24 protein-coding genes are annotated in these 26,835 nt (G+C 64.3%); 11 read left to right on the forward strand and 13 right to left on the reverse strand.

All coding sequences use genetic code 11. The features are described from left to right. Window positions 1-4: 4 nt before the first annotated feature. Together XW59_RS05120 and pepN are read right to left on the reverse strand one after the other, a co-directional pair. Window positions 5-2,326 (reverse strand): ATP-binding protein, encoded by a 2,322-nt coding sequence (locus XW59_RS05120; protein WP_047143665.1) that lies wholly within the window; start codon window positions 2,324-2,326, stop codon window positions 5-7. Window positions 2,327-2,472: 146 nt separating this feature from the next. Then, window positions 2,473-5,118 carry an aminopeptidase N gene (gene pepN / locus XW59_RS05125; protein ID WP_047143666.1) on the reverse strand — a complete coding sequence of 882 codons (2,646 nt, stop codon included), beginning with the start codon at window positions 5,116-5,118 and terminating at the stop codon, window positions 2,473-2,475. A 140-nt stretch (window positions 5,119-5,258) separates the two neighbouring features. On the opposite strand from pepN, the gene XW59_RS05130 reads away from it, so the two are divergent. Both XW59_RS05130 and XW59_RS05135 read left to right on the forward strand, forming a co-directional pair. Continuing rightward, entirely contained in the window at window positions 5,259-7,580 is a 2,322-nt protein-coding gene (locus XW59_RS05130) for a xanthine dehydrogenase family protein molybdopterin-binding subunit (protein WP_047143667.1), read from the forward strand. A gap of 54 nt (window positions 7,581-7,634) precedes the next feature. Then, entirely contained in the window at window positions 7,635-8,585 is a 951-nt protein-coding gene (locus tag XW59_RS05135) for a DMT family transporter (RefSeq protein ID WP_047143668.1), read from the forward strand. Between the two features lie 207 nt (window positions 8,586-8,792). Here the strand turns inward: XW59_RS05135 and XW59_RS05140 are convergent, their stop codons facing one another. Continuing rightward, a complete protein-coding gene (locus XW59_RS05140) occupies window positions 8,793-9,596 on the reverse strand; it encodes a helix-turn-helix transcriptional regulator (RefSeq protein WP_047143669.1) in 804 nt (267 codons plus the stop codon). Window positions 9,597-9,762: 166 nt separating this feature from the next. Here XW59_RS05140 and XW59_RS05145 point away from each other — a divergent pair, with 166 nt between their 5' ends. Next, window positions 9,763-10,164: a hypothetical protein gene (locus XW59_RS05145; RefSeq protein ID WP_047143670.1), complete on the forward strand. Its 402-nt coding sequence runs from the start codon at window positions 9,763-9,765 to the stop codon at window positions 10,162-10,164. Here XW59_RS05145 and XW59_RS05150 read toward each other — a convergent pair whose 3' ends face one another. Beyond that, window positions 10,165-11,004 carry a uracil-DNA glycosylase gene (locus tag XW59_RS05150; protein WP_047143671.1) on the reverse strand — a complete coding sequence of 280 codons (840 nt, stop codon included), beginning with the start codon at window positions 11,002-11,004 and terminating at the stop codon, window positions 10,165-10,167. Between the two features lie 32 nt (window positions 11,005-11,036). Further along, window positions 11,037-11,624, reverse strand: coding sequence for a hypothetical protein (locus XW59_RS05155; RefSeq protein ID WP_047143672.1), 588 nt, complete (start codon window positions 11,622-11,624; stop codon window positions 11,037-11,039). A 275-nt stretch (window positions 11,625-11,899) separates the two neighbouring features. On the opposite strand from XW59_RS05155, the gene XW59_RS05160 reads away from it, so the two are divergent. Both XW59_RS05160 and XW59_RS05165 read left to right on the forward strand, forming a co-directional pair. Continuing rightward, window positions 11,900-13,579 carry an electron transfer flavoprotein-ubiquinone oxidoreductase gene (locus tag XW59_RS05160; RefSeq protein ID WP_047143903.1) on the forward strand — a complete coding sequence of 560 codons (1,680 nt, stop codon included), beginning with the start codon at window positions 11,900-11,902 and terminating at the stop codon, window positions 13,577-13,579. A gap of 5 nt (window positions 13,580-13,584) precedes the next feature. Continuing rightward, window positions 13,585-14,574, forward strand: coding sequence for an alpha/beta fold hydrolase (locus XW59_RS05165; protein ID WP_082137405.1), 990 nt, complete (start codon window positions 13,585-13,587; stop codon window positions 14,572-14,574). Window positions 14,575-14,609: 35 nt separating this feature from the next. On the opposite strand, the gene XW59_RS05170 is transcribed toward XW59_RS05165, so the two are convergent. Beyond that, window positions 14,610-14,831: a hypothetical protein gene (locus tag XW59_RS05170; protein ID WP_047143673.1), complete on the reverse strand. Its 222-nt coding sequence runs from the start codon at window positions 14,829-14,831 to the stop codon at window positions 14,610-14,612. A gap of 95 nt (window positions 14,832-14,926) precedes the next feature. Further along, window positions 14,927-15,079 (reverse strand): hypothetical protein, encoded by a 153-nt coding sequence (locus XW59_RS29270; protein WP_170990096.1) that lies wholly within the window; start codon window positions 15,077-15,079, stop codon window positions 14,927-14,929. Window positions 15,080-15,398: 319 nt separating this feature from the next. Between XW59_RS29270 and XW59_RS05175 the strand changes: the two genes are divergently transcribed. Then, window positions 15,399-15,608, forward strand: coding sequence for a cold-shock protein (locus tag XW59_RS05175; protein WP_047143905.1), 210 nt, complete (start codon window positions 15,399-15,401; stop codon window positions 15,606-15,608). A 111-nt stretch (window positions 15,609-15,719) separates the two neighbouring features. Beyond that, window positions 15,720-15,953: a hypothetical protein gene (locus XW59_RS05180; RefSeq protein WP_047143674.1), complete on the forward strand. Its 234-nt coding sequence runs from the start codon at window positions 15,720-15,722 to the stop codon at window positions 15,951-15,953. A 192-nt stretch (window positions 15,954-16,145) separates the two neighbouring features. Here XW59_RS05180 and XW59_RS05185 read toward each other — a convergent pair whose 3' ends face one another. The 4 genes from XW59_RS05185 to XW59_RS29275 all read right to left on the reverse strand — a co-directional run bounded on the left by XW59_RS05185 (window position 16,146) and on the right by XW59_RS29275 (window position 19,202). Next, entirely contained in the window at window positions 16,146-17,162 is a 1,017-nt protein-coding gene (locus XW59_RS05185) for an endonuclease/exonuclease/phosphatase family protein (RefSeq protein ID WP_047143675.1), read from the reverse strand. A gap of 104 nt (window positions 17,163-17,266) precedes the next feature. After that, entirely contained in the window at window positions 17,267-18,769 is a 1,503-nt protein-coding gene (locus tag XW59_RS05190) for an AMP nucleosidase (RefSeq protein WP_047143676.1), read from the reverse strand. 63 nt (window positions 18,770-18,832) lie between these two features. Further along, window positions 18,833-19,027: a hypothetical protein gene (locus XW59_RS05195; protein ID WP_047143677.1), complete on the reverse strand. Its 195-nt coding sequence runs from the start codon at window positions 19,025-19,027 to the stop codon at window positions 18,833-18,835. A 31-nt stretch (window positions 19,028-19,058) separates the two neighbouring features. Beyond that, on the reverse strand, window positions 19,059-19,202 hold the full coding sequence (locus XW59_RS29275; protein ID WP_170990097.1) for a hypothetical protein: 144 nt from the start codon (window positions 19,200-19,202) through the stop codon (window positions 19,059-19,061). Window positions 19,203-19,360: 158 nt separating this feature from the next. On the opposite strand from XW59_RS29275, the gene XW59_RS05200 reads away from it, so the two are divergent. After that, entirely contained in the window at window positions 19,361-20,065 is a 705-nt protein-coding gene (locus XW59_RS05200) for a glutathione S-transferase N-terminal domain-containing protein (RefSeq protein ID WP_047143678.1), read from the forward strand. Window positions 20,066-20,125: 60 nt separating this feature from the next. Here XW59_RS05200 and XW59_RS05205 read toward each other — a convergent pair whose 3' ends face one another. Further along, window positions 20,126-20,470, reverse strand: coding sequence for a DUF2147 domain-containing protein (locus XW59_RS05205; RefSeq protein ID WP_047143679.1), 345 nt, complete (start codon window positions 20,468-20,470; stop codon window positions 20,126-20,128). Window positions 20,471-20,870: 400 nt separating this feature from the next. Between XW59_RS05205 and XW59_RS05210 the strand changes: the two genes are divergently transcribed. Beyond that, window positions 20,871-21,128 carry a sel1 repeat family protein gene (locus XW59_RS05210; RefSeq protein WP_047143680.1) on the forward strand — a complete coding sequence of 86 codons (258 nt, stop codon included), beginning with the start codon at window positions 20,871-20,873 and terminating at the stop codon, window positions 21,126-21,128. A gap of 149 nt (window positions 21,129-21,277) precedes the next feature. Here the strand turns inward: XW59_RS05210 and XW59_RS05215 are convergent, their stop codons facing one another. Next, window positions 21,278-23,224 carry an acetyl/propionyl/methylcrotonyl-CoA carboxylase subunit alpha gene (locus XW59_RS05215; RefSeq protein WP_047143681.1) on the reverse strand — a complete coding sequence of 649 codons (1,947 nt, stop codon included), beginning with the start codon at window positions 23,222-23,224 and terminating at the stop codon, window positions 21,278-21,280. 154 nt (window positions 23,225-23,378) lie between these two features. Between XW59_RS05215 and XW59_RS05220 the strand changes: the two genes are divergently transcribed. Continuing rightward, window positions 23,379-23,978, forward strand: a complete 600-nt coding sequence (locus XW59_RS05220; RefSeq protein WP_047143906.1) for a DUF922 domain-containing protein — start codon at window positions 23,379-23,381, stop codon at window positions 23,976-23,978. Between the two features lie 992 nt (window positions 23,979-24,970). Beyond that, window positions 24,971-26,590 (forward strand): AAA family ATPase, encoded by a 1,620-nt coding sequence (locus XW59_RS05230; RefSeq protein ID WP_047143907.1) that lies wholly within the window; start codon window positions 24,971-24,973, stop codon window positions 26,588-26,590. The last annotated feature ends 245 nt before the right edge of the window (window positions 26,591-26,835 follow it).

Raw genomic sequence — 26,835 nt, forward strand, 5'->3', positions numbered from 1 at the left:
CCGCTCAGGCCGCGCTCTTGAACCTCTTGTTCACCGGGATGCGCACGGAAACGATGGTTCCGACCCCGTGTGTGGAACGGATTTTCAACGCGCCGCCATGCAGTTCGGCCAGCGAACGGGAGATGGCGAGGCCGAGACCGGAGCCGGTGTGGTTCTTCGAGAACTGGTTCTGCACCTGTTCGAAAGGCCTGCCGAGCTTCTTCAGCGCAGCCTTCGGGATGCCGCAGCCCGTATCCTCGATCGTCAGCATGACCGCGCCCGAGACCTTGCGGGCCCGCAGTGATATGCGCCCGCCCACGCCGGTGAACTTCACCGCGTTCGACAGGAGGTTGAGCGTGATCTGCTTGATCGCGCGCCTGTCGGCGTAGAGCTCGATGGAGTCGGAAATCTTCGTTTCCAGCGAGATCGACTTCTGCTGCGCCTGCAGCGAGAGCACGCGCACCGTCTCGTTGATCAGCGGACAAAGGTCGATGCTCTCGCGGTCGATCGAGAACTGGCCGGCCTCGATCTTCGACATGTCGAGAATGTCGTTGATGACGCCGAGCAGATAGGTGCCGCTGCCGTGGATGTCGTCGACATATTCGGTGTATTTCTCCGAACCGAGCGGACCGAACAGCGATTGCTGCATCAGCTCCGAAAAGCCGATGATCGCATTGAGCGGCGTGCGCAGCTCGTGCGACATGTTGGCCAGGAATTCCGACTTGGCGCGATTGGCCGCCTCGGCGCGCTCGGTTTCCTTCATGTATTTGCGGTTCAGCTCGACCAGCTCGCGGGTGCGCTCGCCCTCGGCCTTGCGGGCCAGGCTCAGGTCGTGGATCGTCGCCATCAGGCGGCGCTCGCTGTCGACCAGCTTTTCCTGGTTGAGCTTGAGCTGGGTGATGTCGGAGCCGACCGAGACCATGCCGCCGTCGCGGGTCCGCAATTCGTTGACCTGGAGCCAGCGCCCGTCCGCGAGCTGCCGTTCGTAGGTGACGCCGCCGGCAAGCCCGCTGGCATTGGCCAGCCGCCGCTCGAATGCCGGCGCCTTCATCCGCGCCTCGATGGTCGCGCGCCGGCTGCCCGGCACCACGTCCAGATCGGAAAGGCCGTTGTCGTGCTGGTATTTGGAATTGCACATCACCAGCGACTGCGATGCGTCCCAGAGCACGAAGGATTCCGAGATGTTCTCGATCGCGGTCCTGAGCCGCATGTCGGCCGCTTCGGAGCGCTGGGCGAGGTGACGCTGTTCGGTGATGTCGACGGCGATGCCGATCAGGTGGATTTCGGAGGCGTCGGGATCGTTCACCTGCGCCTTGGCCCTGATCCAGACCCATTGCCCGTCGGCCTTGCGCATGCGGAAGATCTGGTCGATCTGGTCGACCTCGCGCGAGACGACGCGGTTGGCGAGCTCGAACAGGTCGGCGTCGTCGGGATGGATGATGTCGGCGATCACGCCGAAGGAAAGCATCGCCTCGCTCGGCTCGTAGCCCAGCATCTCGTACATCGAGCGTGACCAGTACATCTTGCCGCGCACCATGTCCCAGTCCCACAGACCGCAGCGGCCGCGCACCAGCGCCAGGTCCACCCGCTGGTGGGCCTCCAGATAGATGCGGTCGGCCGCCTGCGCGCGGCTCGCCTGTGCGAAATAGGCATAGAGGATGACGATAAGGACGGTCGCGGTGAGAACGAACAGCGTGACGTTCAGCGTCACCGAGCTGCGCCACTCGGCGAGCACCGCGTCCATCGGGATGAGGGCTGTCGCGACGTCGGCGCGGTCGCTGGAGATGGCCATGGCCGCATACCAGGGTCTCCCGTCGATCGTCACTTCCATGACGCCTGCGCGCTCGCCGAACAGGAAGAGCGGCTGGCCGCCGGCGATGAACTGGTCGAGATTCCTGCCGACGAGGTCGCCGGCGGTGGAGGAGGCGGCGACCACCCTGAAGGAACGGTCGGCGAGAAGCAGCGTGTAGGCCGAGCCGAGCGAACCCTGCTGCGCGGTGTCGCGGATGATCGTCTCGTGAACGCCGGGGCCGGCGCCTTCGCCGGGCGTGACGGCCATGGCGGTCACCATCTGCCCCGCGGCGAGCCCCAGCATGCTGCGGGCCGAGCGCTCGACATCCTCGCGCCACGCCAGGAGCGACAGGAACTTCATCGCCGCGATGACCATCAGGAAGATGACGATGAGCACGGGGATCGAGCGCTTCAGCCAGGGTTCCGCGGCGAGCAGGCGCTTGTAGGCCGGCTCGGCGATCACGCGTGCATGACCGGCGAGCCCGGTCCGCTTGCTGGCGGTCTGCCGGGCAAAAAAACTTCCTCCGGGCGCGCCCCACGCGTCCGTCCATGCCATCTTATGGCTCCCCGGTGCTAAATCCCTCGAATTGATCCGGCAACGCCGCACGTCCGAATCATCCATAAGGAATCAGAGGTGATTCGCCGTGTCCAGCGGGAACTTACAAAATGATTAAAATTCGAATCGTCGGCCGGCCCGATCGATCAGGCCAGCGTGCGCTCGACGATGTCGCGCAGGTCGCTCGACAGGTCCGGCTGGGCGGCGATTGAAAGCAGCGCCTCCCGCGCCGCAGCCTGCCTGACCGGCTCCAGCGACCGCCACGAGCGCAGCGCCGTCGCCAGACGCGCCGCCACTTGCGGGTTGCGCTTTTCGACGGCGAGCACGATCTCGGCGAAGAAGCGATAGCCCTCGCCGTCGGCGCGGTTGAAGCCGGTCTGGTTGGCGGTGGCGAAGGTGCCGATCAGCGAGCGGACGCGGTTCGGGTTCGCGAGCGAAAAGGCCTTGTGCGACATCAGCGAGCGCACCACGTCCACCGTGCCGGCGCCGGGCGCGGTCGCCTGGATCTGGAACCATTTGTCGAGCACGAGCGGATTGTCGCTGTACCTTTCCTCGAAGTCGGCGAGCGCCTGTTTCGCCTCCGTGCTGCCGGCGAAGCGGTGCGCGAGGATCATCAGCGCTGCCGCACGGTCGGTCATGTTCGTCGCGCCCGCGAACTGCCTTGCCGCCGGTTCCGGATCGTCGCCGGCAACCGAGACGTAATCGAGAAGCACGTTGCGCAGCGCGCGTCGTCCGGCGCTCGCGGCGTCGGGATTGAATGAAGCGCAGCCGTCAAGTTCCCGATAAAGCGAGGAAAATTTCTCGCCATGCGCCTTTCCGATCGCGATGGAAAGCGCTTCCCGCGCGGCGAAGGTCGCGTCGGGATCGATGTTCGAGCCGATCTCGCGGGCGATGTCGGCCTCGCTCGGCAGGGTGAGGGCGAGCGCCCGGTAGGCGGGCTCAAGCTCGCCGTCGGCCGCCGTCAGCCCCGCCTGTTCGACCAGCGCGGGGTCGAATTCGGACGTTTTCTGCCCGCGTATGCCGCGAAACGCCTTGATGAGCGCCTCGGTGAAGAGCGTGTTCAGGGCCTGCCAGCGCGAGAAGAGGTCGCCGTCGTGTCGGGCGAGGAACAACAGGTCCTGCGGTTTCTGCGCAAAGCTGAGGGTGATCGGCGCCGAGAAACCGCGATTGAGCGAGACCACCGGCCGCTCGGCCACGCCCTCGAAGCGCACCGTGTGCTTGCGCTTGCGTACATGCAGCACGCCGTCCTCCACGGTCGCGCCGTCCACTGCCCCGACCTCGATATCGTTGCCGTCCTTTCCGACCAGCCCGAAGGAGAGGGGGATGTGCATCAGCCGCTTGCGGCTTTCGGACGGCGTCGGTGGCACCGACTGCTCGATCTCCATGACGAATTCCTTCGCCGCCTTGTCGTGCGAGGTGGTGATCGTCAGGTTCGGCGTTCCGGCCTGGTGATACCACAGCGCGAATTGCGACAGATCGCGTCCCGACGCGTCCTCGAACGCTTTCAGGAAATCCTCGATCGTCGCCGCCTCGCCGTCATGGCGCTCGAAATAGAGGTTCATGCCCTGGCGGAAGAGCTCGCCGCCCAGGATCGTGCGGATCATGCGCGCGACCTCCGAGCCCTTCTCGTAGACCGTCGCCGTGTAGAAATTGTTGATCTCGCGATAGCGCCGCGGCCGCACCGGATGGGCGAGGGGGCCCTGATCCTCGGGAAACTGCTGCGCCCGCAGCGTACGCACCTCGGCGATGCGCTTGACCGCGCGCGAGCGCTGGTCGGCCGAGAACTCGTGGTCGCGGTAAACGGTCAGCCCTTCCTTGAGGCAGAGCTGGAACCAGTCGCGGCAAGTGATTCTGTTTCCAGTCCAATTGTGGAAATACTCGTGCGCGATGATCGCCTCGATATTGGCGAAGTCCACGTCGGTCGCGGTGTCCTCGTCGGCCAGCACATATTTGTCGTTGAAGATGTTGAGGCCCTTGTTCTCCATCGCGCCCATGTTGAAGTCCGAGACGGCGACGATGTTGAACACGTCGAGATCGTATTCGCGGCCGAACACCTCCTCGTCCCATTTCATCGAGCGCTTCAGCGCATCCATCGCATAGGCCGCACGCGCTTCCTTGCCGTGCTCCACATAGATGCCGAGCTCGACCTTTTTGCCGGATGCGGTGGTGAAGCCGTCCTTGATCGAGCCGAGGTCGCCGGCGACTAGGGCGAAGAGATAGGAGGGTTTCGGGAACGGGTCGTGCCAGACGGCATAGTGCCGTCCGCCGTCGAGCTCGCCGCTTTCCACCAGGTTGCCGTTGGAAAGCAGGATCGGGGCTTGCCCGCGCCCGGCCTCGATGCGCACCGTGTAGACAGACAGCATGTCGGGACGGTCGAGGAAATAGGTGATGCGGCGAAAGCCCTCCGCCTCGCATTGCGTGCAGTAGACGTCGCTCGACCGGTAGAGCCCCATCAGCGCCTCGTTGTCGGCGGGGTTTAGCTCGGTGACGATCGTCAGGCGGAATTTCCCGTTTTTCGGAAGCGCGCCGATCGTCAGCCTGTCCGGCGAAACCTCGTACCGCTCCACCGGCAGGGCCTCGCCGTCGAGCAGCAGCTCCGTCAGGCGCAGCTCGTCGCCGTCCAGCACCAGCGGAGCGTCCTCCGCCACGCCTTCGCGCCTTTCGACCGTCAGCTCGGCGGTGACCTTCGTCGCGTCCGGCGAGAGAACGAAATCCAGCTTCAGCTCGGGTATCAGGAAATCGGTCGGCCGGTAGTCTTCGAGGCGGAAGATCTGTCCTGTGTCTCTGCGCATTCCGTGACTTTCCTGATGATGGCGTGAAGCGGAGCCGATTGGCACATCAAATATGAGTGCGTGGTCTTTACAGGATACGAACGCTCGACAAAACTGTTCTTACCATCTGGCACCATCGCAATCGTCTCCGGGACATCGCCATGAACGTTATGACGCCGAAATTCGGAATGGGCGCCTCCGTGCTCCGTAAGGAGGACGACGCCTTCATCACGGGCAGGGGCCGCTACACCGACGACATCGCCCCGGCGGGAACGCTGCACGGCTACGTCCTGCGCTCGCCGGTCGCCAAGGGCACGTTCAGCATCGCCTCGACCGAAGCCGCGCGCGCGGCGCCGGGCGTCCATCTCGTGCTGACGGGCGCCGATCTCGCCCATCTCGGTGATCTCAAATCGGGCGCGATGCAGAAGCAACCCGACGGAAGCCGCGCGCCGACCCGCGACATCCCGATCCTCTGCCGCGACCGGGTCAACTATGTCGGCGACGCCGTCGCCTTCGTCGTGGCCGACACGCGCGCGCTTGCCCAGGACGCCGCCGAGCTGATCGAGATCGATTTCGATGCCGAGGATGCCGTCGCCGGCACTGCCGTCGCGCTCGAAGAGGGCGCCGATCTGGTCTGGCCGGAGCTCGGCTCCAACAAGGCGTTCGAATATCGGATAGGCGATGCGGGAAAGACGGCGGCGGCCTTCGACAAGGCGTCCCGCGTCACCCGCGTAGAGTTCATCAACAACCGGCTCGTCTGCAACTATATGGAGCCGCGATCGGCGATCGGCGAGTGGCGCGGGGACGAGGACCGTTTCGTGCTGACCACCGGCTCGCAGGGCGTCCACTCGATGCGCCGCATCATCGCCGAGCAGGTCTTCGAGATGCCGCAGGAGAAGCTGCGCGTCGTCACGCCGGACGTCGGCGGCGGCTTCGGCCCCAAGACCTTCGTCTACCGCGAGTATCCGCTGGTTCTGGAGGCCGCGAAGCGGATCGGCCGGCCGGTCAAGTGGACCGGCGACCGCACCGAGCATTTCCTGACCGACGCGCAAGGCCGCGACAATGTCGTCGAGGCCGAGATGGCGATGGACGAGAACGGCCGGTTCCTCGCCCTGCGCGTGCGCCTCCTCGCCAATCTCGGTGCCTATATTTCGCAATACGGCCCGTTCATCCCCTATGTCGGCGCGTCGATGTCGACCGGCGTCTACGACATCGATGCGCTCGACGTGCACATCACCGGCGTCTACACCAACACCTGTCCGGTGGATGCCTACCGCGGCGCGGGACGTCCCGAAGCGGCCTTCCTGCTCGAGAAGCTGGTCGACGCCTGCGCCCGCGATCTCGGCATCGGGCCCGACGAGATCCGTCGCCGCAATTTCATCCGGCCCGAGCAGTTTCCCTATGTGACGCAGACCGGCCGCAGCTACGATGTCGGTGAGTTCGCCGGCCACATGGAGCTGGCCATGGAGCGCGCCGGCTGGGGCGGCTTCGAGGAGCGCCGGGCCGCGTCGAAGGCCGAGGGCAAGCTGCGCGGCATCGGCATGGCGACCTATATCGAGGCCTGCGCCTTCGCGGGCTCGGAGCCCGCCCATGTCGAACTCAACGAGGACGGCACGGTGACCGTGCTGATCGGCACCCAGTCGAACGGTCAGGGCCACGCCACCGCCTACGCGCAGTTCGTGGCCGAGAAGCTCGGTATCGACATCGCCAGGGTGAACGTCCACCAGGGCGACACCGACCGGCTGGCGAGCGGCGGCGGAACCGGCGGCTCGCGCTCGATCCCGCTGGGCGGCGTCTCGGCGGCGCGCGCCGGCGAGGACCTCGCCGAGAAGATCAGGCGCATCGCCGCCGACGAGCTGGAGGCATCTGCCGCCGATATCGAGCTCGTCGAAGGCACCGCGCGCATCGTCGGCACGGACCGGCGGATCGACTTCGCCGAGGTCGCCAGGGCGGCGAAGTCTCCCGACGATATCAAGGGCTTCGGCGAGTTCGTCCAGGACGAGGCGACCTATCCCAACGGCACCCATATCTGCGAGGTCGAGATCGATCCGCAGACCGGGCGCACTTCCATCGTCGGCTATACGATCGTCGACGATTTCGGCGCGACCGTGAATCCGATCCTGCTTGCCGGCCAGGTGCATGGCGGCGTGGTGCAGGGGGTGGGCCAGGCGCTGACGGAGAACACCGTCTACTCCGACGACGGCCAGCTTCTCACCGCGAGCTTCATGGACTACGGCATGCCGCGCGCCGACGACATTCCGTCCTTCCATTTCGAGACGCGCAACGTTCCCTCCACCACCAATGCGCTCGGCATCAAGGGGGCGGGCGAGGCGGGCACGATCGGCGCGACGCCGGCCGCGCTCAACGCCGTCACCGATGCCCTTCACAGGGCCTATGGAATCGGCCATATCGAAATGCCGGCCACGCCTTCCCGCATCTGGCAGGCGATCGAGGAAGCCCGGTCCCCAAGTGAACCAGCATAGTGCCATACCCGTGAGCCGGCGCTTCGTCGCGCCGGCAGGCATTGGTGAGACGCAATGAGCAGCCAGTTGCAGGGTGTCGCGACCGGCAATCCGCTGAGGGGCATCGCGCTCAAGGTCATCTCGGTCGCCGTGTTCGTGGCGATGTCGTCCTGCATCAAGGCGGCGGGCGAATTGCCGGCCGGGCAGATCGTCTTCTTCCGCTCCTTCTTCGCGATCTTCCCGATCCTCGTCATGCTGGCCTGCTGGCGCGAGTTGAGCACGGCGTTCCACACCACGCGCCCCATGAGCCACGTCATGCGCGGCCTCATCGGCGTCGGCTCCATGTGGTTCACCTTCTTCGCCCTCACGCGCCTGCCGCTGCCCGAGGCGATCACGCTCAACTACGCGCAGCCGCTGCTGGTCGTGCTCTTCAGCGCGTTGTTCCTCGGCGAGACCGTCCGCGCCTATCGCTGGATCGCCGTCACCGTCGGCCTCGTCGGCGTCGTCATCGTTTCCTGGCCGAAGCTGACCCTCTTTTCCAGCGGCGGAAGCATGGGCGACAAGGAGGCGATCGGCGCCGTCGCCGCCCTGCTTGCCGCGTCCTGTTCGGCTGTCGCGATGCTGCTGGTGCGAAACCTCGTCCACACCGAGAAATCCGCGACGATCGTGCTGTGGTTCTCCATTTCCGCGACCGTCATATCCCTGGTGACGATCCCCTTCGGCTGGGCGCCGCTGACGGCCGAGCAGGCGGCCTTGCTTGTCGCGGCGGGCATCTGCGGCGGCATCGCGCAGATCTTCATGACCGAGGCCTATCGCCACGCCGAAGCCTCGACCGTGGCGCCGTTCGAATATTCCTCGATGATCCTCGGTATCCTGGTGGGCTACTTCGTCTTCGGCGATCTGCCCACGGTGTACACGCTCGTCGGCGGCGCGATCGTGATTTCGGCCGGCATCTTCATCATCCTGCGCGAGCGCGCGCTGGGGCTGGAGCGCGGCAAGGCGCGCAAGATCACGCCGCCGCAGTAGCCTGCAAGGGCTGTCGCGTTGCCCTCCGCCATGCTTCGCATTTCTCCTCCCTTGCAGGGGAGGATTTAGGGCAGTTCAGGTTTTCACCGAAACCCCCGTTTCGCAGGGGAGGAGCCGAAGTGGCGGACGGCCGCATCGCCGGCTCGCCCCGGCAAGGGACCGCCGTAGGCGGCGGAGGGGGCGTACCGGATAACGGGCGGCGATCCGCTACCCCGCCGCCAATCCGCCGCGAAGCGCCTCTCCCGTCTCCGTGTCCGCCGGAAAGAAGGATTCGATCGCGAGTTCGGAAAGCGTGACGTCGAGCGGCGTGCCGAACACGGTGATGGTGCTGATGAAGGAGAGCGTGCGGCCGCCCATCCTGATACGCAGCGGCACGGCGATCGCCGCCGCAGCGTCATAGGTCTGGCCGGAGCCGCGTGGCCGACCCGGATAGGATGAAAGCTCCTCCTCGAGCGCCTCCAGCGCCGGATCGGGAACCGCGTCGATCTGCAGCCTCAGGCGCTCGATCAGGTGCGTTCGCCATTCCTCGATATTGACGATGCGCGGCGCGAGTCCCCTCGGGTGCAGGCTCAGCCTGAGCACGTTGATGGGCGGCGCGAGCAGGCTCGCCTCCTCTATGCCCTCGAGGAAGGGCGCCATCGCGCCGTTTGCCGCCACCATGTTCCAATGCCGGTCGACGGCGATCGCGGGGTAGGGTTCGTGGCCCTTCAGCACGGCCTCGACCGCGCCCATCGCCGGCTTCAGCGTCGGGTCGTCCAGCTTGCGCTCGCCGAAGCTCGGCGCGAAGCCGGCGGCGACGAGAAGCTGATTGCGCTGGCGCAGCGGCACCGACAGGCGCTCCGCGAGCCGCAGCACCATCTCGCGCGAGGGGGCGGAACGGCCGCTCTCCACGAAGCTCAGATGCCTCTGCGATATCTCGGCGTCGAGCGCCAGGTCCAGCTGGCTCATGCGGCGGCGCAGGCGCCATTCGCGTATCAGAGTGCCGGCTGCGGGTGGCGCGACGTCGTTCATCGGCCTGTCTCCATGTTTTGCGACCGCCACAAATCTAGCCGGCCGAATTCGTCATTCCTATTACCTCCGGCGTAATCGCAATCATTCTCCGATCACGGCATGGTCCGCTCATCGGGCCGCGAAACAGCATCAACGGGCGGCTTTCGTTTCAACAAGGAGAAAGACCATGACCGTAGCGATCACACCCTTCCTGAAGAAGACCCTGCTTCTCGACGCCGCCGTCAGCGGCGCGGCCGCCGTGCTCATGGCCGCCGGCGCCGGCCTGCTCGGTCCGCTTCTCGACCTTCCGGTGTCGCTGCTCTTCTGGGCGGGGATCGCGCTGTTTCCCTTCGTCGGCCTGCTCGTCGTCATGGCGCGGCGCGAGACGGCGCCCCGGCTCGTCCTCCTCGACATCGTGCTGATCAACGTGCTGTGGGTGGCGGCGAGCTTCGCGATCATGATCGCCGGCATCGTCTCGCCGAACGTGCTCGGCGTCGTCTTCATCTCGGCCCAGGCGCTGACGGTCGCGCTCTTCGCCGCGCTCCAGTTCTCGGGCCTGCGTGCGGCCGGCGCGGAGGCTGCGGCCTGATCAGCCTCTGATCTCGATCAGCTTCGCCTTGATCTCCAGGAAATCCCGCCATGCAAGCTTCTTGTGGGCGGGATTTCTCAACAGATAGGCCGGGTGAAGCGTGGGCATTGCCGGAATCACCGTTCCCGCCGCGGTGGTGTGCGTCTTCCAGTTGCCGCGCAGCCGCAACACGCCCTCGGTGGCATGCAGCAGCACCTTCGCCGAAGGACCGCCGAGCGTGACGAGCACCTTCGGATTCGCGAGTTCTATCTGCCGCTCGATGAACGGGCGGCAGATTTCCGTTTCCAGCGGCGTCGGCGTGCGGTTGCCCGGCGGCCTCCATGCGATGACGTTGGCGATATATGCGCCGGTGCGGTCGAGGCCGATCGCCGACAGCATCCGGTCGAGCAATTGTCCCGACCGGCCGACGAAGGGCAGTCCCGCTATGTCCTCGTCTCGGCCCGGCGCCTCGCCGACGAACATCACGTCGGCTTCCGGATCTCCGTCGGCGAACACCGTCTGCTTGGCGGTGAATTTCAGGTTGCAGCCGTCGAAACCGTCGAGGATTTCCCGCAATTCCTCGAGCGAGCCTGCCTGGCGGGCAAGCTCGCGCGCGCGGGCCGCCTGCGCCTCGTCGGGGACGGCGGCGGTCGGTTGCGTCGCGCGCGGCGGCGGGGCTGCGGGAGCGTTGCGGGCAGGCGGCGGCGCGGAATTTCCGTCAGGGCGCATCGCCTCTTCCGGCGCGCTCATCCGCCTCGGCGCGGATTCCGCTTCGACAAACCGGTTGACCGGCTGGTCCAGCAACGCCTCGTCGGCGCCCGCATCGGCATAGAAGCGGAGAATGTCCCTGATGTCGGTCAAAACCCGATCGTCTCCTTTTCCGCGTCTTTTCCTCAGGATGACGGAATCCGTGGATCCTGCACGAGATAGAACACACTTCTAGGCGTGAAATCGGTGATGAGGAAGTCGAATGTCGAGGTTTTCCGCGCATCGGTATAGCCGTTGAAGAAGCGCAGCCGGTCATAGGGCTCGTAGTCGCGGCTGTACTCGGCATATGTGTCGGAGGCGATGTAGCTGGAGGCCGTCTTGCGCTGGTCGAAGGAGAGACCGTCCCCGAAAGTGCTCGGTTCGCCGAGATGTTCCTGCAGTTCGAACTCGAATTCGAGCCATGGAAGGTTGCTGTTGTTGATGGCGACGACGCGGATATGGATGTTGCCGTTGGCGAAGCCGCTGCCGAAGAGCGGCGACCGTATTGGCCTTTCGGCGCGGATCACCAGCGTGACGGGACTGGCGGAAAGGAATTCCTGGGTGAGCACGACGGGGTCGCTCTCGGTTCCTTCGCCGGAGATTCCGACGATCGCGAAGCCGCCGAGCTCATGGGAGTAGGAATAGGCCCCGGCGTGCCACCGTCCCAGATCGTCCACCGGCTGGGCTGGCGCCGAGACCGGCATGGTCATCACGAGCAGGGCAAGCGGGATCATCCTGGCCAAGGCAGCGTTCCCATCTTTTAGCGAAAGGTAAAGCTTTTGCCGCCTCAATAGAAGCATCTCCCGCGCGAAATTGATGTCGTTGCCGCAGCAGATTTCGCGTGAACGATGGTATGTTGACGTTTACGTCAACGTTATGTACCCGGCAAAGGTGCGGTTTTTTTCGTGCAGGGTGAGGTGATACGTCGCGGGGCGGTTTCTAACCGTCTTTCGATACGCTAAGAGCGCTGCAGTCTAGAATGATCTCGAGAGCGGGCGCGGAGGATGGTATGAGCGAGATTGAACGCGAGAGCATGGAATTCGATGTGGTGATCGTCGGCGCCGGTCCCGCCGGTCTTGCCGCCGCGATACGCCTCAAGCAGTTGAATCCCGAGCTCTCCGTGGTCGTTCTGGAAAAGGGTGCCGAGGTCGGAGCGCATATCCTTTCGGGCGCGGTCGTCGATCCGATCGGCATCGACCGCCTGCTGCCCGACTGGCGTTCCGAAAGCGATCACCCCTTCAAGACGCCCGTCACCGACGACCATTTCCTCGTGCTCGGACCGGCGGGCTCGCTTCGCATGCCCAACTTCCTGATGCCGCCGCTGATGAACAATCACGGCAACTACATCGTGTCGCTCGGTAACGTCTGCCGCTGGCTCGCCGGCCATGCCGAGGCGCTCGGCGTCGAGATCTACCCGGGCTTCGCCGCCGCCGACCTCATCTACAATGACGAAGGCGCCGTCACCGGCGTCGTCACCGGCGACATGGGCGTCGAGCGCGACGGCTCGCATGGACCGAACTACGCGCCGGGCATGGCGCTTCTCGGCAAATACGTGCTGATCGGCGAGGGCGTACGCGGCTCCCTCGCAAAGCAGCTCATCGCCAAATACGGGCTTTCGAACGGCCGCGAGCCGCAGAAGTTCGGCATCGGGCTCAAGGAGCTGTGGCAGGTCAAGCCCGAAAACCACAAGCCCGGCCTCGTCCAGCATTCCTTCGGCTGGCCGCTCGACACCAGAACCGGCGGCGGCTCCTTCCTCTACCATCTGGAGGACAATCAGGTGGCCGTCGGCTTCGTGGTGCACCTGAATTACAAGAACCCGTATCTCTCGCCCTTCGAGGAGTTCCAGCGCTTCAAGACGCATCCGGCGATCCGCGGCACCTTCGAGGGCGCCAAGCGCATCTCCTACGGCGCGCGCGCCATCACCGAGGGCGGCTGGCAGTCGGTTCCGAAGCTCTCCTTCCCCGGCGGCGCGCTGATCGGCTGCTCGGCGGGCTTCGTCAACGTCCCGCGCATCAAGGGATCGCACAATGCCGTGCTCTCCGGCATGATGGCGGCCGAACATGTGGCGGACGCGCTCGCCGCCGGCCGCACCAATGACGAGCTCGCCGCCTATGAAGCCGCCTGGCGCGACAGCGACATCGGCAAGGATCTGAAGAAGGTCCGCAACGTCAAGCCGCTCTGGTCGCGCTTCGGCACGATAATCGGCGTGGGCATCGGCGGCATCGACATGTGGCTCAACACGCTGTTCGGCTTCTCGCCCTTCGGCACGCTGAAGCACGGCAAGACCGACGCCGCCGCGCTCGAGCCGGCGGACAAGCACCGGCGCATCGACTATCCGAAGCCCGACGGCGTGCTCACCTTCGACCGCCTTTCCTCGGTGTTTCTGTCCAACACCAACCACGAGGAGGATCAGCCGATCCATCTCCAGGTCAAGGACATGGAGCTCCAGAAGCGCTCCGAACACGACGTCTATGCCGGACCGTCCTCGCGCTACTGCCCGGCCGGCGTCTACGAATGGGTGGATGCGGACGGAAACGCCGCCGCCGATCGGCCGGATGTCGACGCGCGCTTCGTCATCAACGCGCAGAACTGCGTCCACTGCAAGACCTGCGACATCAAGGACCCCAACCAGAACATCAACTGGGTGCCGCCGCAGGGCGGCGAAGGACCGGTCTATCCGAACTTGTGACGGGCATGGCATCCCTGAAGGCACCATTCCGCCTGAACCGGCCGCCGGCCCGGATCGCCTTTCCCTTTCTGGCGATGCTGCTGACCCTCATGGCGCAGCCCGCCGCCGCTGAACCGCTGACGGTGCCGGGCCCGAGCGGCCCTCTCGAAGGCGAGATGATCCTGGTGCCGGACGCCAGGGCCGGCATCGTGATCGTGCCGGGCTCCGGACCGACGGACCGGGACGGCAACAGCCCCGAGGGACTGCGCAGCGACAGCTACAAGCTTCTGGCCGAGGGTTTGTCCGAGGCCGGCGTGAGCACGCTCAGGATCGACAAGCGCGGCTTTTTCGGCAGCGCCAAAGCCGTCTCCGACCCGGAGGACGTGACGATCCGGAACTATGCCGAGGACGTTGACCTCTGGCTCTCGGCGTTTTCGCAACGGATCGGAACGGACTGCGTCTGGCTTGCCGGCCACAGCGAGGGCGGGCTGGTGGCGCTGGTCGCGGCCGCCCGCGGCGCTTCGCCCTGCGGGCTGATCCTGCTTTCGACGCCGGGACGGCGCATCGGCGATCTCATGCGCGAGCAGTTCCGGCGCAATCCGGCGAACGCTCCCTTTCTCGATGAACTGGACGGGCTGGTCGCGGCCCTCGAAGCGGGCGAGACCCGCGATCCCGAGACGATCAGCGCGCCGCTGCGGCCGTTCTTTCGGATCGGCCTGCAACGCTACATGATTCAGCTTTTCGCCTATGATCCGGTGGAGATCGCAAAGGACGTGATGCTGCCCATCCTCATCCTTCAGGGTGACAGGGACGCTCAGGTCACGTCCGTGGACGCCGAACTGCTCGCCGGGGCCGCGCCCCGTGCCCGGCTGAAGCTGCTGCCGGGCGTCACGCACCTGCTCAAGCAGGACGTGCCGGGGCAGCCTTTCGCCACCTATTCCGATCCGAACCTGCCGCTGGACACAAAGGTCGTCGAGGAGATCGCGGGCTTCATCGCTTCCGCAGGGGAGCGGTAAGCGCTGGCCATGGCCATCAGCGTGGCAGGCCGCAATCACGCCCCTTCATTGTGTTTCTCGGTTCTCCGGGTCAATGCCCTTATCAGGGCCTCGCGGTCCCTGATCCCGGAGGCGAACAGCTCGACCAGCATTCTCGCCCTGTCGCGGCGCGCCTGGCGCGTTTCGCCCGCTATCGTGCCCTGATTGTAGAGGCTCTCGAGCACGACGGCATCCGCGGGATCGATGCGGAATTTCTCTATGAGGCTTTTGATCGGCATGGCTGCCTTTCTTCAGCGTGAGCTGATGGCGCGAACCGACGAACCTGCGTGGTATCAAAGGAAATCGCCGGTATGCCCTTGAATGGCGAAATGGGTCAGTCGGACTTGCCCAGACGCTTTGCCGCTTCGACGGCTGCGATCGATTTGTTGATCGACCTTCTGGCCTCGGCGAGTTCCGAACGGGCCAGCCGGTGAATCAAGCCGCGTGCGGTAAGGAGCAGCGCCTCGATGTCATCGAGTCTCGACATTTCATCGCTGCTGAATCTGTCCATGCACTGCGGTGCTCGCCTAAAAGGTATTTTGGTAATTCCCCTGGCGCTACTTGGTTCCCCGATGCCGGCATAAAACGCCGCTGTCGCGGCGCTCTGGAATCTGGGAAAAAAGAAACCGACGAGCCTTGTTTTGAACACAGCCAGCGCCTATATGGTTGATATCGATCTTGCTTGTCGAACTTGTTTCTGCGCCAAAGCGCATCCGACGATCTTCTCTTTCAAAATCGATGAACTGAGGCGTCGTGCATTCGGCACGAAGTCATGAATACTTATGTCGATCGAAAAGGAAATCGTCATGAACACTGGAACCGTGAAGTTCTTCAACGCCACCAAGGGCTATGGCTTCATCGCGCCGGACAACGGCAATCCCGACGTCTTCGTCCACATCTCTGCGGTGGAGCGCGCAGGTCTGCGCACGCTCGCCGAGGGTCAGAAGGTGAGCTTCGATGTCGTGAAGGACAATCGCTCGGGCAAGAGCGCTGCGGAGAACCTGCAGATTGCATAATCGGTTGCCTTCGGTCTTTGACCACGGATGTACTGGCACTGACCGTTGAGGCAGTCTGTGAGAAGGTCGGGGATCCCCCGGCCTTTTTCTTTTCAGGAAGGAGTCATTGCCATGGCCAGCATTCCTACCAAGGAGAACGTCTTCAAGCCGGCGCCGTCACGGATCGAGGCCAAGGCCGACGTCACCACCAAGGTCGCGCGATCGATAATCGACGCGGAAGTGGCATCGAGGGAAGCGAAGACGGCGAGGCTTCGCCGCGCGCGCCTGCAGAAAGAATCGAACGACAACGTCGCCGCGCCCGTAAAGGAACCCGCGACGCGCAATCGCCCCCGCGCCAAATCATAGAAAATCATAGGGAGGTTCCCGACTTGAAACCGCGTCGCGCAAATTCGTCGGCCTGGATGCATGTCCTGCTGATCGCCGGGGTGGTCGGCGGATTTCTCTATCTCGTCCTGACGAGCATCACGATTTAGGACGCTTTTCAAGTCGGATCCGGTTTCCGGCCCCGGTTTCCAGCCTCGATCATGTCCGCCGTCTCTACGGCAGCGACGCCTGCTGCACCGCGGCCGGCTTTTCCGCCGGCAGGACCGAGAATTCGTAGAGAACCGGCAGATGGTCCGATCCGGCATCCTCCATCGTCGCGATATTGCCGGTGAGAACGCCGCCCTTCACCAGGACATTGTCGATCGGCAGGCCGATCGAGCGGCGCAGGCCGTCGGGGAAAGCGCCGTCCAGATAGGTCGGCCCGATGCCGCGCACCACTCTGAGCTGGCCGGCGTCGGCAATGCTTCGCACCGTGTTGCTCCATGGCGCGGCGTTGAAGTCTCCGGCGAGAATGGCCGTGTCGGAAAGCTTCGCCGCCAGCGGCGCCACGATCGGCACCTGCCATTGCTGATCGAACGGCCAGGGCCAGCCGAGATGGACCGTGGCGATCTCGACGGGGCGGCCCGAGAAGTCGATCATGGCGGTCGCAAACGAGCCCCGATCGCCGCAGGAGGGCTCGGTGCCGGGAGCCAGCGGCCGCCGCGACAATATCGCCACGCCGCCGATCACGGCGTCGAGCGGGCAGTAGATGCCATAGGGGTATGCGCTCTTCAGTACTTCCAGCCGGGGGACCCAGTGCTCCGAGACCTCGTTGAGCGTGATCACGTCCGGCTTGATCCGGCCGATCTGCGAGAGGGCGAGCTCAGGCTGCGCGTTGTTGTAGCGCAGGTTGAGGTGGAGCAGCCGGTAGACCGCGCCGTTCGCGGGGCTTTCGTTGCTTGCCTCGGCGCTCATCGTCGTCAGCGCCGGGCCGAAGCCCGGGCCGACCGTGCCGACCACGGCGGCCGCGCCGACCGCAAGCGCGAAGACGGCTTCGCCCCAGAAGCGCAGCAGCAGCAGCGGCAGGGCGAACAGTGCCATCAGCACGCCGAGATGGACGCGGAAATGCGAGAAGGAATCGAAGGCGGGATGGGCCCAGCCGAGATAACCGAAGGAGAGCGCGGCCGCGCCGCCGAGCAGCACGGCGAGCGCGGCAAGCCGCAGAAGCAGTAGACCCCGAATTTTCATCATGGCCGAACCTCTAGCCGCACGAATGGGGCGCGATCAAGACGATGATACGTCCGTCCGATTAACGAATTCGGACGATCCTTCGGCCAAACGACAGACCCGGCCTCCTAAAGGAACGCGGTTTCCGAAAAGCTGCGCAGCTTGCGCGAGTGCAGCCGCTCCGCCGGCATCGCCGCGAGCTTCTCGACGGCGCGTATGCCGATGGTGAGATGCTGGGCCACCTGCCGTTTGTAGAAATCGGTCGCCATGCCCGGGAGCTTCAATTCGCCGTGCAGCGGCTTGTCGGAAACGCACAGCAGCGTCCCGTAGGGCACGCGGAAGCGGAAGCCGTTGGCCGCGATCGTCGCCGATTCCATGTCGAGCGCGATGGCGCGCGATTGCGAAAGCCGCTGCACCGGCCCGCGCTGGTCGCGCAGCTCCCAGTTTCGGTTGTCGATCGTCGCGACGGTTCCCGTGCGCATGATGCGCTTCAGGTCGTAGCCGGAAAAGCCGGTGACCTCGGCGACCGCCTCCTGCAGCGCCACCTGGATTTCGGCGAGCGCCGGCAGCGGCACCCAGATCGGCAGGTCGTCGTCGAGGACGTGGTCCTGGCGCATATAGGCGTGGGCGAGCACGTAGTCGCCCAGCGCCTGCGTGTTGCGCAGGCCGGCGCAATGGCCGAGCATCAGCCAGGCGTGCGGCCGCAGCACCGCCACATGGTCGGTGATCGTCTTGGCGTTGGACGGGCCGACGCCGATATTGATCATGGTGATGCCGCCATGGTCGGGCTTTGTGAGGTGGTAGGCCGGCATCTGCGGCAGGCGGGTGAGCGTCACGCCGTCGAGCGGCGCCGTTTCACCTGCGCGGGTGACGATGTTGCCCGGCTCCACGAAGCTGTCATACCCGCCGCCGCCTTCCGCCATCAGGTTACGGGCATGGGCGGCGAACTCGTCGATATAGAACTGGTAGTTGGTGAACAGGACGAAGTTCTGGAAATGCTGCGGGCTCGTCGCGGTGTAGTGGGACAGCCGGTGCAGCGAATAGTCGATGCGCTGCGCGGTGAAGGGCGCCAGCGGCATCGGCTCGCCGGGCGCGGCCTCGAACGTGCCGTTGACGATGTGGTCGTCGGTGGCGTTCAAGTCCGGCACGTCGAACATGTCGCGCAAGGGGCGCTTGATGCGGTCGGCGGCCGAGGCCTCCACATAGGTGCCTTCGAGAAAGGCGAAATGCAGCGGGATCGGCGTTTCCGATTCACCGACGGTGACCGGCACGCCGTGATTGCGCATGATCAGCGCGAGCTGCTCGGTCAGGTAGCTTTCGAAGAGATCGGGCCTGGTGATCGTCGTCGCGTAATGGCCCGGCGCGGGCATGTGGCCGTAGGCCAGGCGGGAATCGATCTGCGTGAAGGAGGAGGTCGAGACGCCGACTTCCGGATAGTAGGCGCGGTAGCGCTGCTGGCGGTCGGCGCCCTTGGCGACATGGGCGAAGGCGTCCCGCAGGAAACTCGTATTGCGCTCGTAGAGCGCCTTGAGCGCTTCCACTGCTTCGCGCGCGTCAGTGAAGCTCTGACGCGAAAACGGCTCCGGCGTGGAGACCGATTCTATGGGTTCTGGGTAGATTCTCTTTTCCATGACTCATTATAGGGATTTGTCCGGGCCGTTTCGAGAGGGGCGTTCAGGATTCCGGGTGGCGCCTCAGGCACGCTGCAGGCTGACCACGATCACCAGTCCGGCGCCGCTCGAACGCTTGTGGACGCCCTCGATGATCGAAGTGGCGCCCGCCTCGACCTTCTGGACCGCGAGCAGCGGGGCGCCGAGCACGGCCACCAGCAGCGCGATGCGGGGAAGCGCGCGGACGAAGGCTCGAAGGCTGAAGGACTGGCGGGTCATCGTCGTTTTCCTTGACGGTTGCCGGTTGCGGTTAGTTCAGGCGGTGCTGCATGAAGGGCGAGCCATCGAAATCCGCGCTCCGCTTCGTCCTGCCTTCCTGCGCGACGACGGTCGCGAGAACCATTCCGAAGATCATGGTCAGAAGGCAAACTATGGTGAAGCGGCGGGCAAGCATTTCGTGTCTCCCTCGATCGTGGGCAGACAATGCAACATCGCCGCTGAACCGCTTCTGATGGGGGCATTCATCGGGCGTTCAGCCAGGTTAACGGGCCGGACGAGTTGGCGTGGCCGGCGCGATGTGCTTTCCTCGCCTGCCTCACCAAGGAGTCGCGAATGACCAGCCAGACCAAACCTATCGAACTTCACTACTGGCCGACGCCGAACGGCTGGAAGATCACCATCATGCTCGAGGAGCTCGGCGTTCCCTACGAGGTGAAATACGTCAACATCGGCAAGGGCGAGCAGTTCGAGCCCTCGTTCCTGAAGATTTCCCCGAACAACCGCATGCCCGCGATCGTCGACCCCGAAGGGCCGGGCGGCGAGCCGATCTCCGTCTTCGAATCCGGCGCCATCCTGCAATATCTCGGCCGCAAGTTCGCAAGGTTCTATCCGAGCGACGAGCGCGCCCGCGTCGAGGTCGAGCAATGGCTGTTCTGGCAGATGGGCGGCCTGGGCCCGATGGCCGGGCAGGCGCACCACTTCCGCCAATATGCGCCCGAGAAGATCGCCTACGGCATCGACCGCTACACCAACGAGGTCAACCGTCTCTACGGCGTCATGAACAAGCGTCTCGCCGACCGCGAGTTTTTGGCCGGCGACTATTCGATCGCCGACATGGCCTGCATCGGCTGGGTCAAGCCCTACAAGAACCAGGGCCAGGATCTGGACGAATTCCCCAATCTCAAGCGCTGGTTCGAGACGATGCTTGCCCGCCCCGCGGTCGACAGGGCGCTCCAGGTCGGCCAGGAACATCGCCGCAACATCGCCGAGGACAAGGACGCCCAGAAGGTGCTGTTCGGCCAGCGCGCCAGGGATTGAACGACAAAGGGCGCCGCGTGATCGCCGCGGCGCCCTCTTTCATGGGGTATCCGGAGGCCGCTACTGGCGCGTCAGCGTCTCCGACTTGCAGAGCACCATCGCCACGCAGCCGGCGAGTTTCATCGAGTTGCCGTTCACGCTCGCATTGCCGGAATAGGTCTTTCCCTCGTCCAGCTTGTTGACCTGCCCCTTGTAGGACTTGCCCGATCCGCTCATGCAGCCGATCGACTGGCCCTTGTATTCGCCGTTCAGCACCGTGCCGCAGAACTTGCCGCTGCCGGCGGCCGCGTATTTGATCACCGTGCCATTGCTGCGCTTCCAGGTGCCTTCGATCGGTTCGGCCGCCAGTGCGGAGCCCGCCATCATCAGGATCGCGCCAAGCGCGACCGTCGCTTTCAGAAACATTCAAGATCCTCCCTTGTGCGTACCGGCGGCTGTGCCGCCGCTTGCCTTACGCAAACGTAAGCGTAACTCAGCCGCGGGGAAAACGAAAGCGGGTGTTTGAGGCGGGTTTCGGCGGGAGATCGCGGTATATTTACGTCGGGAAGAAGCGCGGCGTTACGTTTTCGTGGTTAGCGAAAGCTTTCCTTGCGCCGATAGAATTTTCATCGAATTTTTCCTGGAGCCCTTGGAATTCCGGCGATCGTATCCTTAACAAAATCCGTGGTTTACCGAATGTTTGAACTTTGTTTGGCTCAAATTAAGCAAGCCGCTTAACGGCGGATTCAAGGCTCCCCGGCATTCTCGGAAGCATAGAAAGCAACGCCGGACACCGGCTCTCGGGACTGAAACAGGGGACTTGAAAATGGCGCGTTTTGAAATGCTCGAAGCCGGCATCGGCTCGTCCGCCCAGGCGGAAATTCTGTTCGAACTCGGCATGATGTATGCCACCGGCCGCGACTGCGACGTCGACCTGGTTGCCGCCCACAAATGGTTCAACATCGCCGCGATCCGCGGTTCCGACCGGGCCGCAAGGCTTCGCGCCGAACTCTCGGCCACGATGCCGAAGACGGAGATCGCCAAGGCGCTGCGCGAAGCGCGCGAATGGATGACGACACACTGAGGGGACCGAGCGGCCGCTAGAGCCGCCGGCAGCAAACAGGGAAGGCGAAGCCGGTGCGGGGGCATCGGGGGCTTTGCCAAAAGGCAGGAAAGCCGCGACCAGCCATCATAAGGCCGGCGCGGCTTTTCCTTTTGCCGATCCGCCCCACGCTACTGCGCGCCTTCCTCGAAGCGGACGAGCACCGTGCCGTCGGTGACCTGCGCGCCCTCCGGAGCGATCTCGGCAATGAGGCCGTCGTGCGGCGCGGTGATCGTATGCTCCATCTTCATCGCCTCGAGCACCAGCAGCGGCTGGCCCTTCACCACCGTGTCGCCGACGCTCGCGCGCACGACCTTGACGAGGCCGGGCATCGGCGCGCGCAACGCGTCGCCGCCGCCGGCCGCTTCCTCCGCCTTCTCGAACGGATCGGCGACGGTGAAGGTGTGGCTGCGCACGCCGGAAAACACCGTGACGTGGCCGGGCCAGCGCGCCGTCGCGGCACCGCTGCCGGCGGGAAGCGCGACGTCGCCGACGCTCACCTCCATGTTGCCGTTGGCCGCCGTCCTGAGGCGGGCGACGATCCTTTCCTCGCCATAGCCGAGCGACACCCGCTTCGACAGCCGGTGGAAATGGCCGTAGCCGGCGATCGCCGACCATGGATCGTCGGGATCGCGGACCGGCGCGACGTCGGCCGCGCCGAGCACGGCCGCGCCGACCACCTCCGCATCCGGCAACACGGTCGCCGTCAATTCGGTCTGCTTGCGCGCGATCAAACCGGTGTCGACGTCGCCGGCGGCGAAATCCGGATCGGCGGCGAGGGCGGCGAGAAACGCCGTGTTGACCACCGAGCCCGCCACCTGCGTGCGGCCGAGCGCGTCGACGAGCGCACCGAGCGCGGCCTGCCGGTCGCCCGACCTGACCACCAGCTTGGCGATCATCGGATCGTAATAGGGCGAGATCGCATCGCCGGCGCGAACTCCGGTCTCGACGCGGATCTCGGCGCCCCTCGGCGCCGTCTCCGGAAAGCGCAGATGGTGCAGCGTGCCGATCGCCGGCAGGAAATCGCGGGTCGGATCCTCGGCATAGATGCGCGCCTCGAAGGCGTGGCCGTCGAGCTCGATCCCGGCTTGCGTCCTCGGCAGTTCCTCGCCGGCGGCGACGCGCAACTGCCACTCGACCAGATCGATGCCGGTCACCATCTCGGTCACCGGATGCTCGACCTGGAGCCGCGTGTTCATCTCCATGAACCAGAAGCGGTCCGGCCGCAGGCCTTCCGAGGCGTCGACGATGAACTCGATCGTGCCGGCGCCCGAATAGCCGATGGCGCGCGCCGCCGTCACCGCGGCGCCGGTCATCGCCTCGCGCATTTCCGGCGTCATGCCGGGGGCGGGAGCCTCCTCGATCACCTTCTGGTGGCGGCGCTGGGCCGAGCAGTCGCGCTCGAACAGATGGACGGCGTTGCCGTGATTGTCGCCGAACACCTGCACCTCGATATGGCGCGGCTTCTCGACATATTTTTCGACGAGCACGCGGTCGTCGCCGAAAGCGGCCTTGGCCTCGCGCCTGGCCGCCGCCAGCGCCTCGGGAAAATCGTCGGGATGGTCGACCCTGCGCATGCCCTTGCCGCCGCCGCCGGCGCGCGCCTTGATCAGCACGGGATAGCCGATCTCGCGCGACTTGGAGGCGAGGATGACGATCTCCTGGGCCTCGCCGTGATAGCCGGGCACCACCGGCACGCCGGCCTTCTCCATCAGCCGCTTGGCCGCGTCCTTCAGCCCCATCGCGCGGATCGCCTTGGCCGAGGGGCCGATGAAGACCAGCCCCGCCGCCTCGACCGCGTCGACGAAGCCGGGATTCTCGGAGAGAAAGCCGTAGCCCGGATGGATGGCCTCGGCCCCGGTCGCCTTCGCGGCGGCGATGATGCGGTCGCCGAGGAGATAGCTTTCGCCGACCGGGGAGGGGCCGATATGCACCGCCTCGTCGGCCATGGCGACATGCAGCGCGCCGCGGTCGGCGTCGGAATAGACCGCGACGGTCCGCACGCCCATCTTGCGCGCGGTGCGGATGACCCGGCACGCGATCTCGCCGCGATTGGCGATCAGGATCCTTGCAAACATTCAACACCTCCTCGAATGCTTCATCCTTAGAGCATCCGGCGCGGATTTTGGCCATCATATTCTGCCGGTTTTCGCCCCTTGCGCGGCGTGCCGGCGGTTGAAATGCGACACGCTTTGCACCTATCGTCGCGTCGCGACGAAACCGCCGGGAGCCATGATGAGACGAACCCTGACCACGCTGGCGCTTGCGCTGGCGGCGGCCGTTCCGCTGCCGGCGCTGGCCGACTGGCAGCCGGTCGAGAAGATCGAGCACTACCGCGTTTCCGGCCGCTCCGGCATCGAGCTCTACCGCTCGATCGGCGAGAACGGCCCGAAGGCGGGCGTCGGACGCGCCATCGCCTTCACCGACTTCAAGCTCCTGTGGTCGCGCGACTACCGCCCGCAGGCCGACGGCTCCTGCGTGCTCGCCGGCGCGCGGCCGAGCCTGACCATCACCTACCGCCTGCCGAAGGCGTCCGGCGACATGCCCGAGCCCGTGCGCGGCAACTGGCGGACCTTCATCGCCGGCGTGACGGCGCACGAGAAGGTGCATGGCGAGATCATCGTCGAGATGGTGAAGGCGATCGAGGCGACCTCGATAGGCCTGACCGCGCCGAACGATCCCGACTGCAACAAGGTGCGCGCCGAGCTCCAGACCCGTCTCGGCGCGCTGTCGCAGGAGCAGCGCCGCAAGAGCCGCGAATTCGACCGCGTCGAACTCTCCGACGGCGGCAACGTGCACCAGCTCGTGCTGGCGCTGGTGAATGGCGGGTGAGGGCGGCGCCGGCCGCGCCGGCGGCCCGATGCCGGCGAGACGGTGGAAGCCCGAGGGCGCTCCGGGAACCTCCATGTCCGCCGGCGGGCTTTTCGTTCCTCGTCGCGCGGCCATCGGCTCCTCGTCGCTCGCGCTTCACCGTTGCCACGCCCCGTTTGCCGGTCTGGCCATTGTGAGGGATCGGGAAGCGGGGCGCGAGGGCCGTGCCTTCCGGGTATGATATACGCGGCGCGAACCTCGCGCCCCGCCGACGCTTTTTCCGGGTCCCGCAGGCAAGTGGCCGTCTTCCTGGTGAATGCGCGCCTTGCGGCGCGCGGTCACCGGGGGTCGCCCTCCATCCCTGTCGGGGCGGAGGTTCAGCCGGAGCGCCGCGTTACCGAACGACCCAGCCTCACATTCAGCGACCCCCTTCGCGGGTCTGTCCCGGTCGACGGTCTTGCCCCACGTTCGGGCCCGCCCGCCGACGTCGTCCCATCCCCGCAGATCACCGTCATGACCGGCGTTCCCGCAGAAAGGGCAGGGACGAGGGTAAGGCAGGCGGAGAGGGGTGTGGATAAAGAATTTTGGGGGGTGGGTGAGTTTTGTCGCGCCAGGTCGCGAGTTGTTCGGTTGCAATCGTGCCGCTGGCCGGATCAGAACGGCAGCGTTGGGGTGGATTCTCGCCGGACCGCTTTTGGGCGGTTGAGTAGGGAAAGCGGCCATTCATGTGGCGACCTTCAGCGACACACTGGAAACCCCGTCTATGGGGAACCGGCATCCGAATGGCTGATCATGCGCTATGTGCGCGGTGCGCCCGTCCGCCTATGGGAACGGATTCCCGGGCGTCGGTCCGAGTCGCTGGATTACGTCATCTACGGCATGGCCGTCACGGGCTTGTCACGGCCAATTTGGACCGGCGCGAAGGTGAAGGCGTCGGCAACCCTGCCCAAGAATGCCCCGGTTGTGGTAAAGTCTGCGTGGCTAACTCGATAGAAAGTAGCAAGGGGGACAAGTTGGCATTCAAGTTTTCAATTCCGTGCATGGAAGGCGAGAGACAGTTTGATGTTGAGCCGGGGACCGCAGTAATTTTTGTTGGCGCAAACGGTGGCGACAAAACAAGGCTAGCTGTCCAGATAGAGAAGAAACTGGGCATTTCTGCCCACCGCATTTCCGCACACCGCGCTCTTAAATTAAATGCTGACGTCGCAAAGATTAGTGAGAAGAAGGCGCTTGCAGGTCTTCGAACTGGAAATGCGAAAGAAGATGCGCCAATCAATCAACGTGAAATTCATCGCTGGGGTCAAAATGCAGCGGTAATGCTTCTAAATGATTTCGATTTCTTAATTCAGGCACTATTTGCTGAGCAATCCAACACGTCTCTGAAGGCATATAATCAACATAAGCCGGGATCGGAAGAGTCGAAAGAAGAGTTTGAGCTTACAAAATTTGATAGATTGAAAGATATTTGGAGTCGTCTTCTCCCGCACAGGATATTAAATATCTCTGGAGATGACATACTTGTTTCCGTTCCGGAGTCAGACGCTAATTATAAAGCATCTGATATGAGCGATGGGGAGCGTGCAATATTCTACATGATAGGGCAGGCCCTTGTGGCTGAAGCAGATCAATTACTGATCGTGGATGAGCCTGAGTTGCATGTTCATCGTTCGATCATGTCAAAGCTTTGGGACGAACTTGAAGCCGCCAGGGCTGATTGTGCGTTCGTATTCATCACCCATGATCTTGACTTTGCAGCCGCGCGTGCAGCAAGAAAATATGTCATTCGGGACTACGATCCCGCTCCTCGTTGGGCCATCGACGATGTTCCAGAAGATACCGGCTTCGACGAAGAACTGGCCACCTTAATCTTAGGCAGTCGGCGACCAATTTTGTTCGTCGAAGGCGACCGATCCAGTTTGGATTTGGCGCTGTATAGATGCTGCTATCCAGAATGGACGGTGGTTCCTCGTTCCTCGTGCACTGAAGTAATTCACGCAGTCGTCACAATGCGCGCCAACGCCGATCTCACCCGCATAACTTGCTCGGGTATCGTCGATGCAGATCACTACGACGAGGACGACAGGAGCTATTTGCGCGAACTCGGAATCGAAACCCTGCCAGTCTCGGAGATTGAGAATGTCATCCTGTTGCCGGAAGTAAGCATGGCCATAGCTCAGTCTGAAGGGTTCAGCGGAGAGGAGTTGAAACAACGAATCGCGGCGCTTGCTGATGATATTTTCAAGAGTGTCGACTCCGACGAGGCAATCGAAAAAGTTGCTGTCAGGTATGCCAAGCGGCGCATTGATAGGATTTTGAAGAAGCTCGATTTGAGCGGCGCTCGGACGACCGATGAGATCGAGAATGAATACAAGCATAGAACAGGAGAACTTGACGTTCGCGGACTTACCGAACGGTTCAAAGACGAGATCAGGCGAGCAATTGTGGAACGTGATCTTTCGCGATTGCTGACCCTCTATGATAACAAGGGCTTAATTGCTCTTGCGGCATCAAAGCTGAAGTCCTGTCGGCAGAAGGACTTCGAAAGTTGGCTAACGCGGACATTGCGGAATAGGATGGCACCGGGAGTGGTTGAGGCCATTGTCCATCATCTGCCAACGATGACGCCCGTCTAGCTAGCATCCGCACGTCATACTCCGCCGCTGTTGAAATTCGCTGAAAGCAGTCTTCGGCCCCGGCTTTCCCGTCCATGTGGTGCCGAACAAGTGGCAGGTTTCGGGCAGCGAAAGTAGAACCCCGAACGGCAGCAATGGGGTCGCGAGCGGACGGCCGCTTGTCGATTGCATGCCGGCGCACCTTCCGCTTCGCGGCCGGAACGCGATTTTCGCATCGGGTCTGGACAGCGCATGCGTTCTGCGCT

The sequence above is a fragment of the Aquamicrobium sp. LC103 genome (genome assembly GCF_001014615.2).
Classification (GTDB): domain Bacteria; phylum Pseudomonadota; class Alphaproteobacteria; order Rhizobiales; family Rhizobiaceae; genus LBCQ02.

Excerpts from the sequence above, each read along its gene's own strand:
- XW59_RS05120 (WP_047143665.1), bottom strand. The coding sequence starts at position 2,326 with ATGGCATGGACGGACGCGTGGGGCGCGCCCGGAGGAAGTTTTTTTGCC.
- pepN (WP_047143666.1), bottom strand. The coding sequence starts at position 5,118 with ATGCGCAGAGACACAGGACAGATCTTCCGCCTCGAAGACTACCGGCCG.
- XW59_RS05130 (WP_047143667.1), top strand. The coding sequence starts at position 5,259 with ATGAACGTTATGACGCCGAAATTCGGAATGGGCGCCTCCGTGCTCCGT.
- XW59_RS05135 (WP_047143668.1), top strand. The coding sequence starts at position 7,635 with ATGAGCAGCCAGTTGCAGGGTGTCGCGACCGGCAATCCGCTGAGGGGC.
- XW59_RS05140 (WP_047143669.1), bottom strand. The coding sequence starts at position 9,596 with ATGAACGACGTCGCGCCACCCGCAGCCGGCACTCTGATACGCGAATGG.
- XW59_RS05145 (WP_047143670.1), top strand. The coding sequence starts at position 9,763 with ATGACCGTAGCGATCACACCCTTCCTGAAGAAGACCCTGCTTCTCGAC.
- XW59_RS05155 (WP_047143672.1), bottom strand. The coding sequence starts at position 11,624 with ATGATCCCGCTTGCCCTGCTCGTGATGACCATGCCGGTCTCGGCGCCA.
- XW59_RS05160 (WP_047143903.1), top strand. The coding sequence starts at position 11,900 with ATGAGCGAGATTGAACGCGAGAGCATGGAATTCGATGTGGTGATCGTC.
- XW59_RS05165 (WP_082137405.1), top strand. The coding sequence starts at position 13,585 with ATGGCATCCCTGAAGGCACCATTCCGCCTGAACCGGCCGCCGGCCCGG.
- XW59_RS05170 (WP_047143673.1), bottom strand. The coding sequence starts at position 14,831 with ATGCCGATCAAAAGCCTCATAGAGAAATTCCGCATCGATCCCGCGGAT.
- XW59_RS29270 (WP_170990096.1), bottom strand. The coding sequence starts at position 15,079 with ATGTCGAGACTCGATGACATCGAGGCGCTGCTCCTTACCGCACGCGGC.
- XW59_RS05175 (WP_047143905.1), top strand. The coding sequence starts at position 15,399 with ATGAACACTGGAACCGTGAAGTTCTTCAACGCCACCAAGGGCTATGGC.
- XW59_RS05180 (WP_047143674.1), top strand. The coding sequence starts at position 15,720 with ATGGCCAGCATTCCTACCAAGGAGAACGTCTTCAAGCCGGCGCCGTCA.
- XW59_RS05185 (WP_047143675.1), bottom strand. The coding sequence starts at position 17,162 with ATGATGAAAATTCGGGGTCTACTGCTTCTGCGGCTTGCCGCGCTCGCC.
- XW59_RS05190 (WP_047143676.1), bottom strand. The coding sequence starts at position 18,769 with ATGGAAAAGAGAATCTACCCAGAACCCATAGAATCGGTCTCCACGCCG.
- XW59_RS05195 (WP_047143677.1), bottom strand. The coding sequence starts at position 19,027 with ATGACCCGCCAGTCCTTCAGCCTTCGAGCCTTCGTCCGCGCGCTTCCC.
- XW59_RS29275 (WP_170990097.1), bottom strand. The coding sequence starts at position 19,202 with ATGCTTGCCCGCCGCTTCACCATAGTTTGCCTTCTGACCATGATCTTC.
- XW59_RS05200 (WP_047143678.1), top strand. The coding sequence starts at position 19,361 with ATGACCAGCCAGACCAAACCTATCGAACTTCACTACTGGCCGACGCCG.
- XW59_RS05205 (WP_047143679.1), bottom strand. The coding sequence starts at position 20,470 with ATGTTTCTGAAAGCGACGGTCGCGCTTGGCGCGATCCTGATGATGGCG.
- XW59_RS05210 (WP_047143680.1), top strand. The coding sequence starts at position 20,871 with ATGGCGCGTTTTGAAATGCTCGAAGCCGGCATCGGCTCGTCCGCCCAG.
- XW59_RS05215 (WP_047143681.1), bottom strand. The coding sequence starts at position 23,224 with ATGTTTGCAAGGATCCTGATCGCCAATCGCGGCGAGATCGCGTGCCGG.
- XW59_RS05220 (WP_047143906.1), top strand. The coding sequence starts at position 23,379 with ATGATGAGACGAACCCTGACCACGCTGGCGCTTGCGCTGGCGGCGGCC.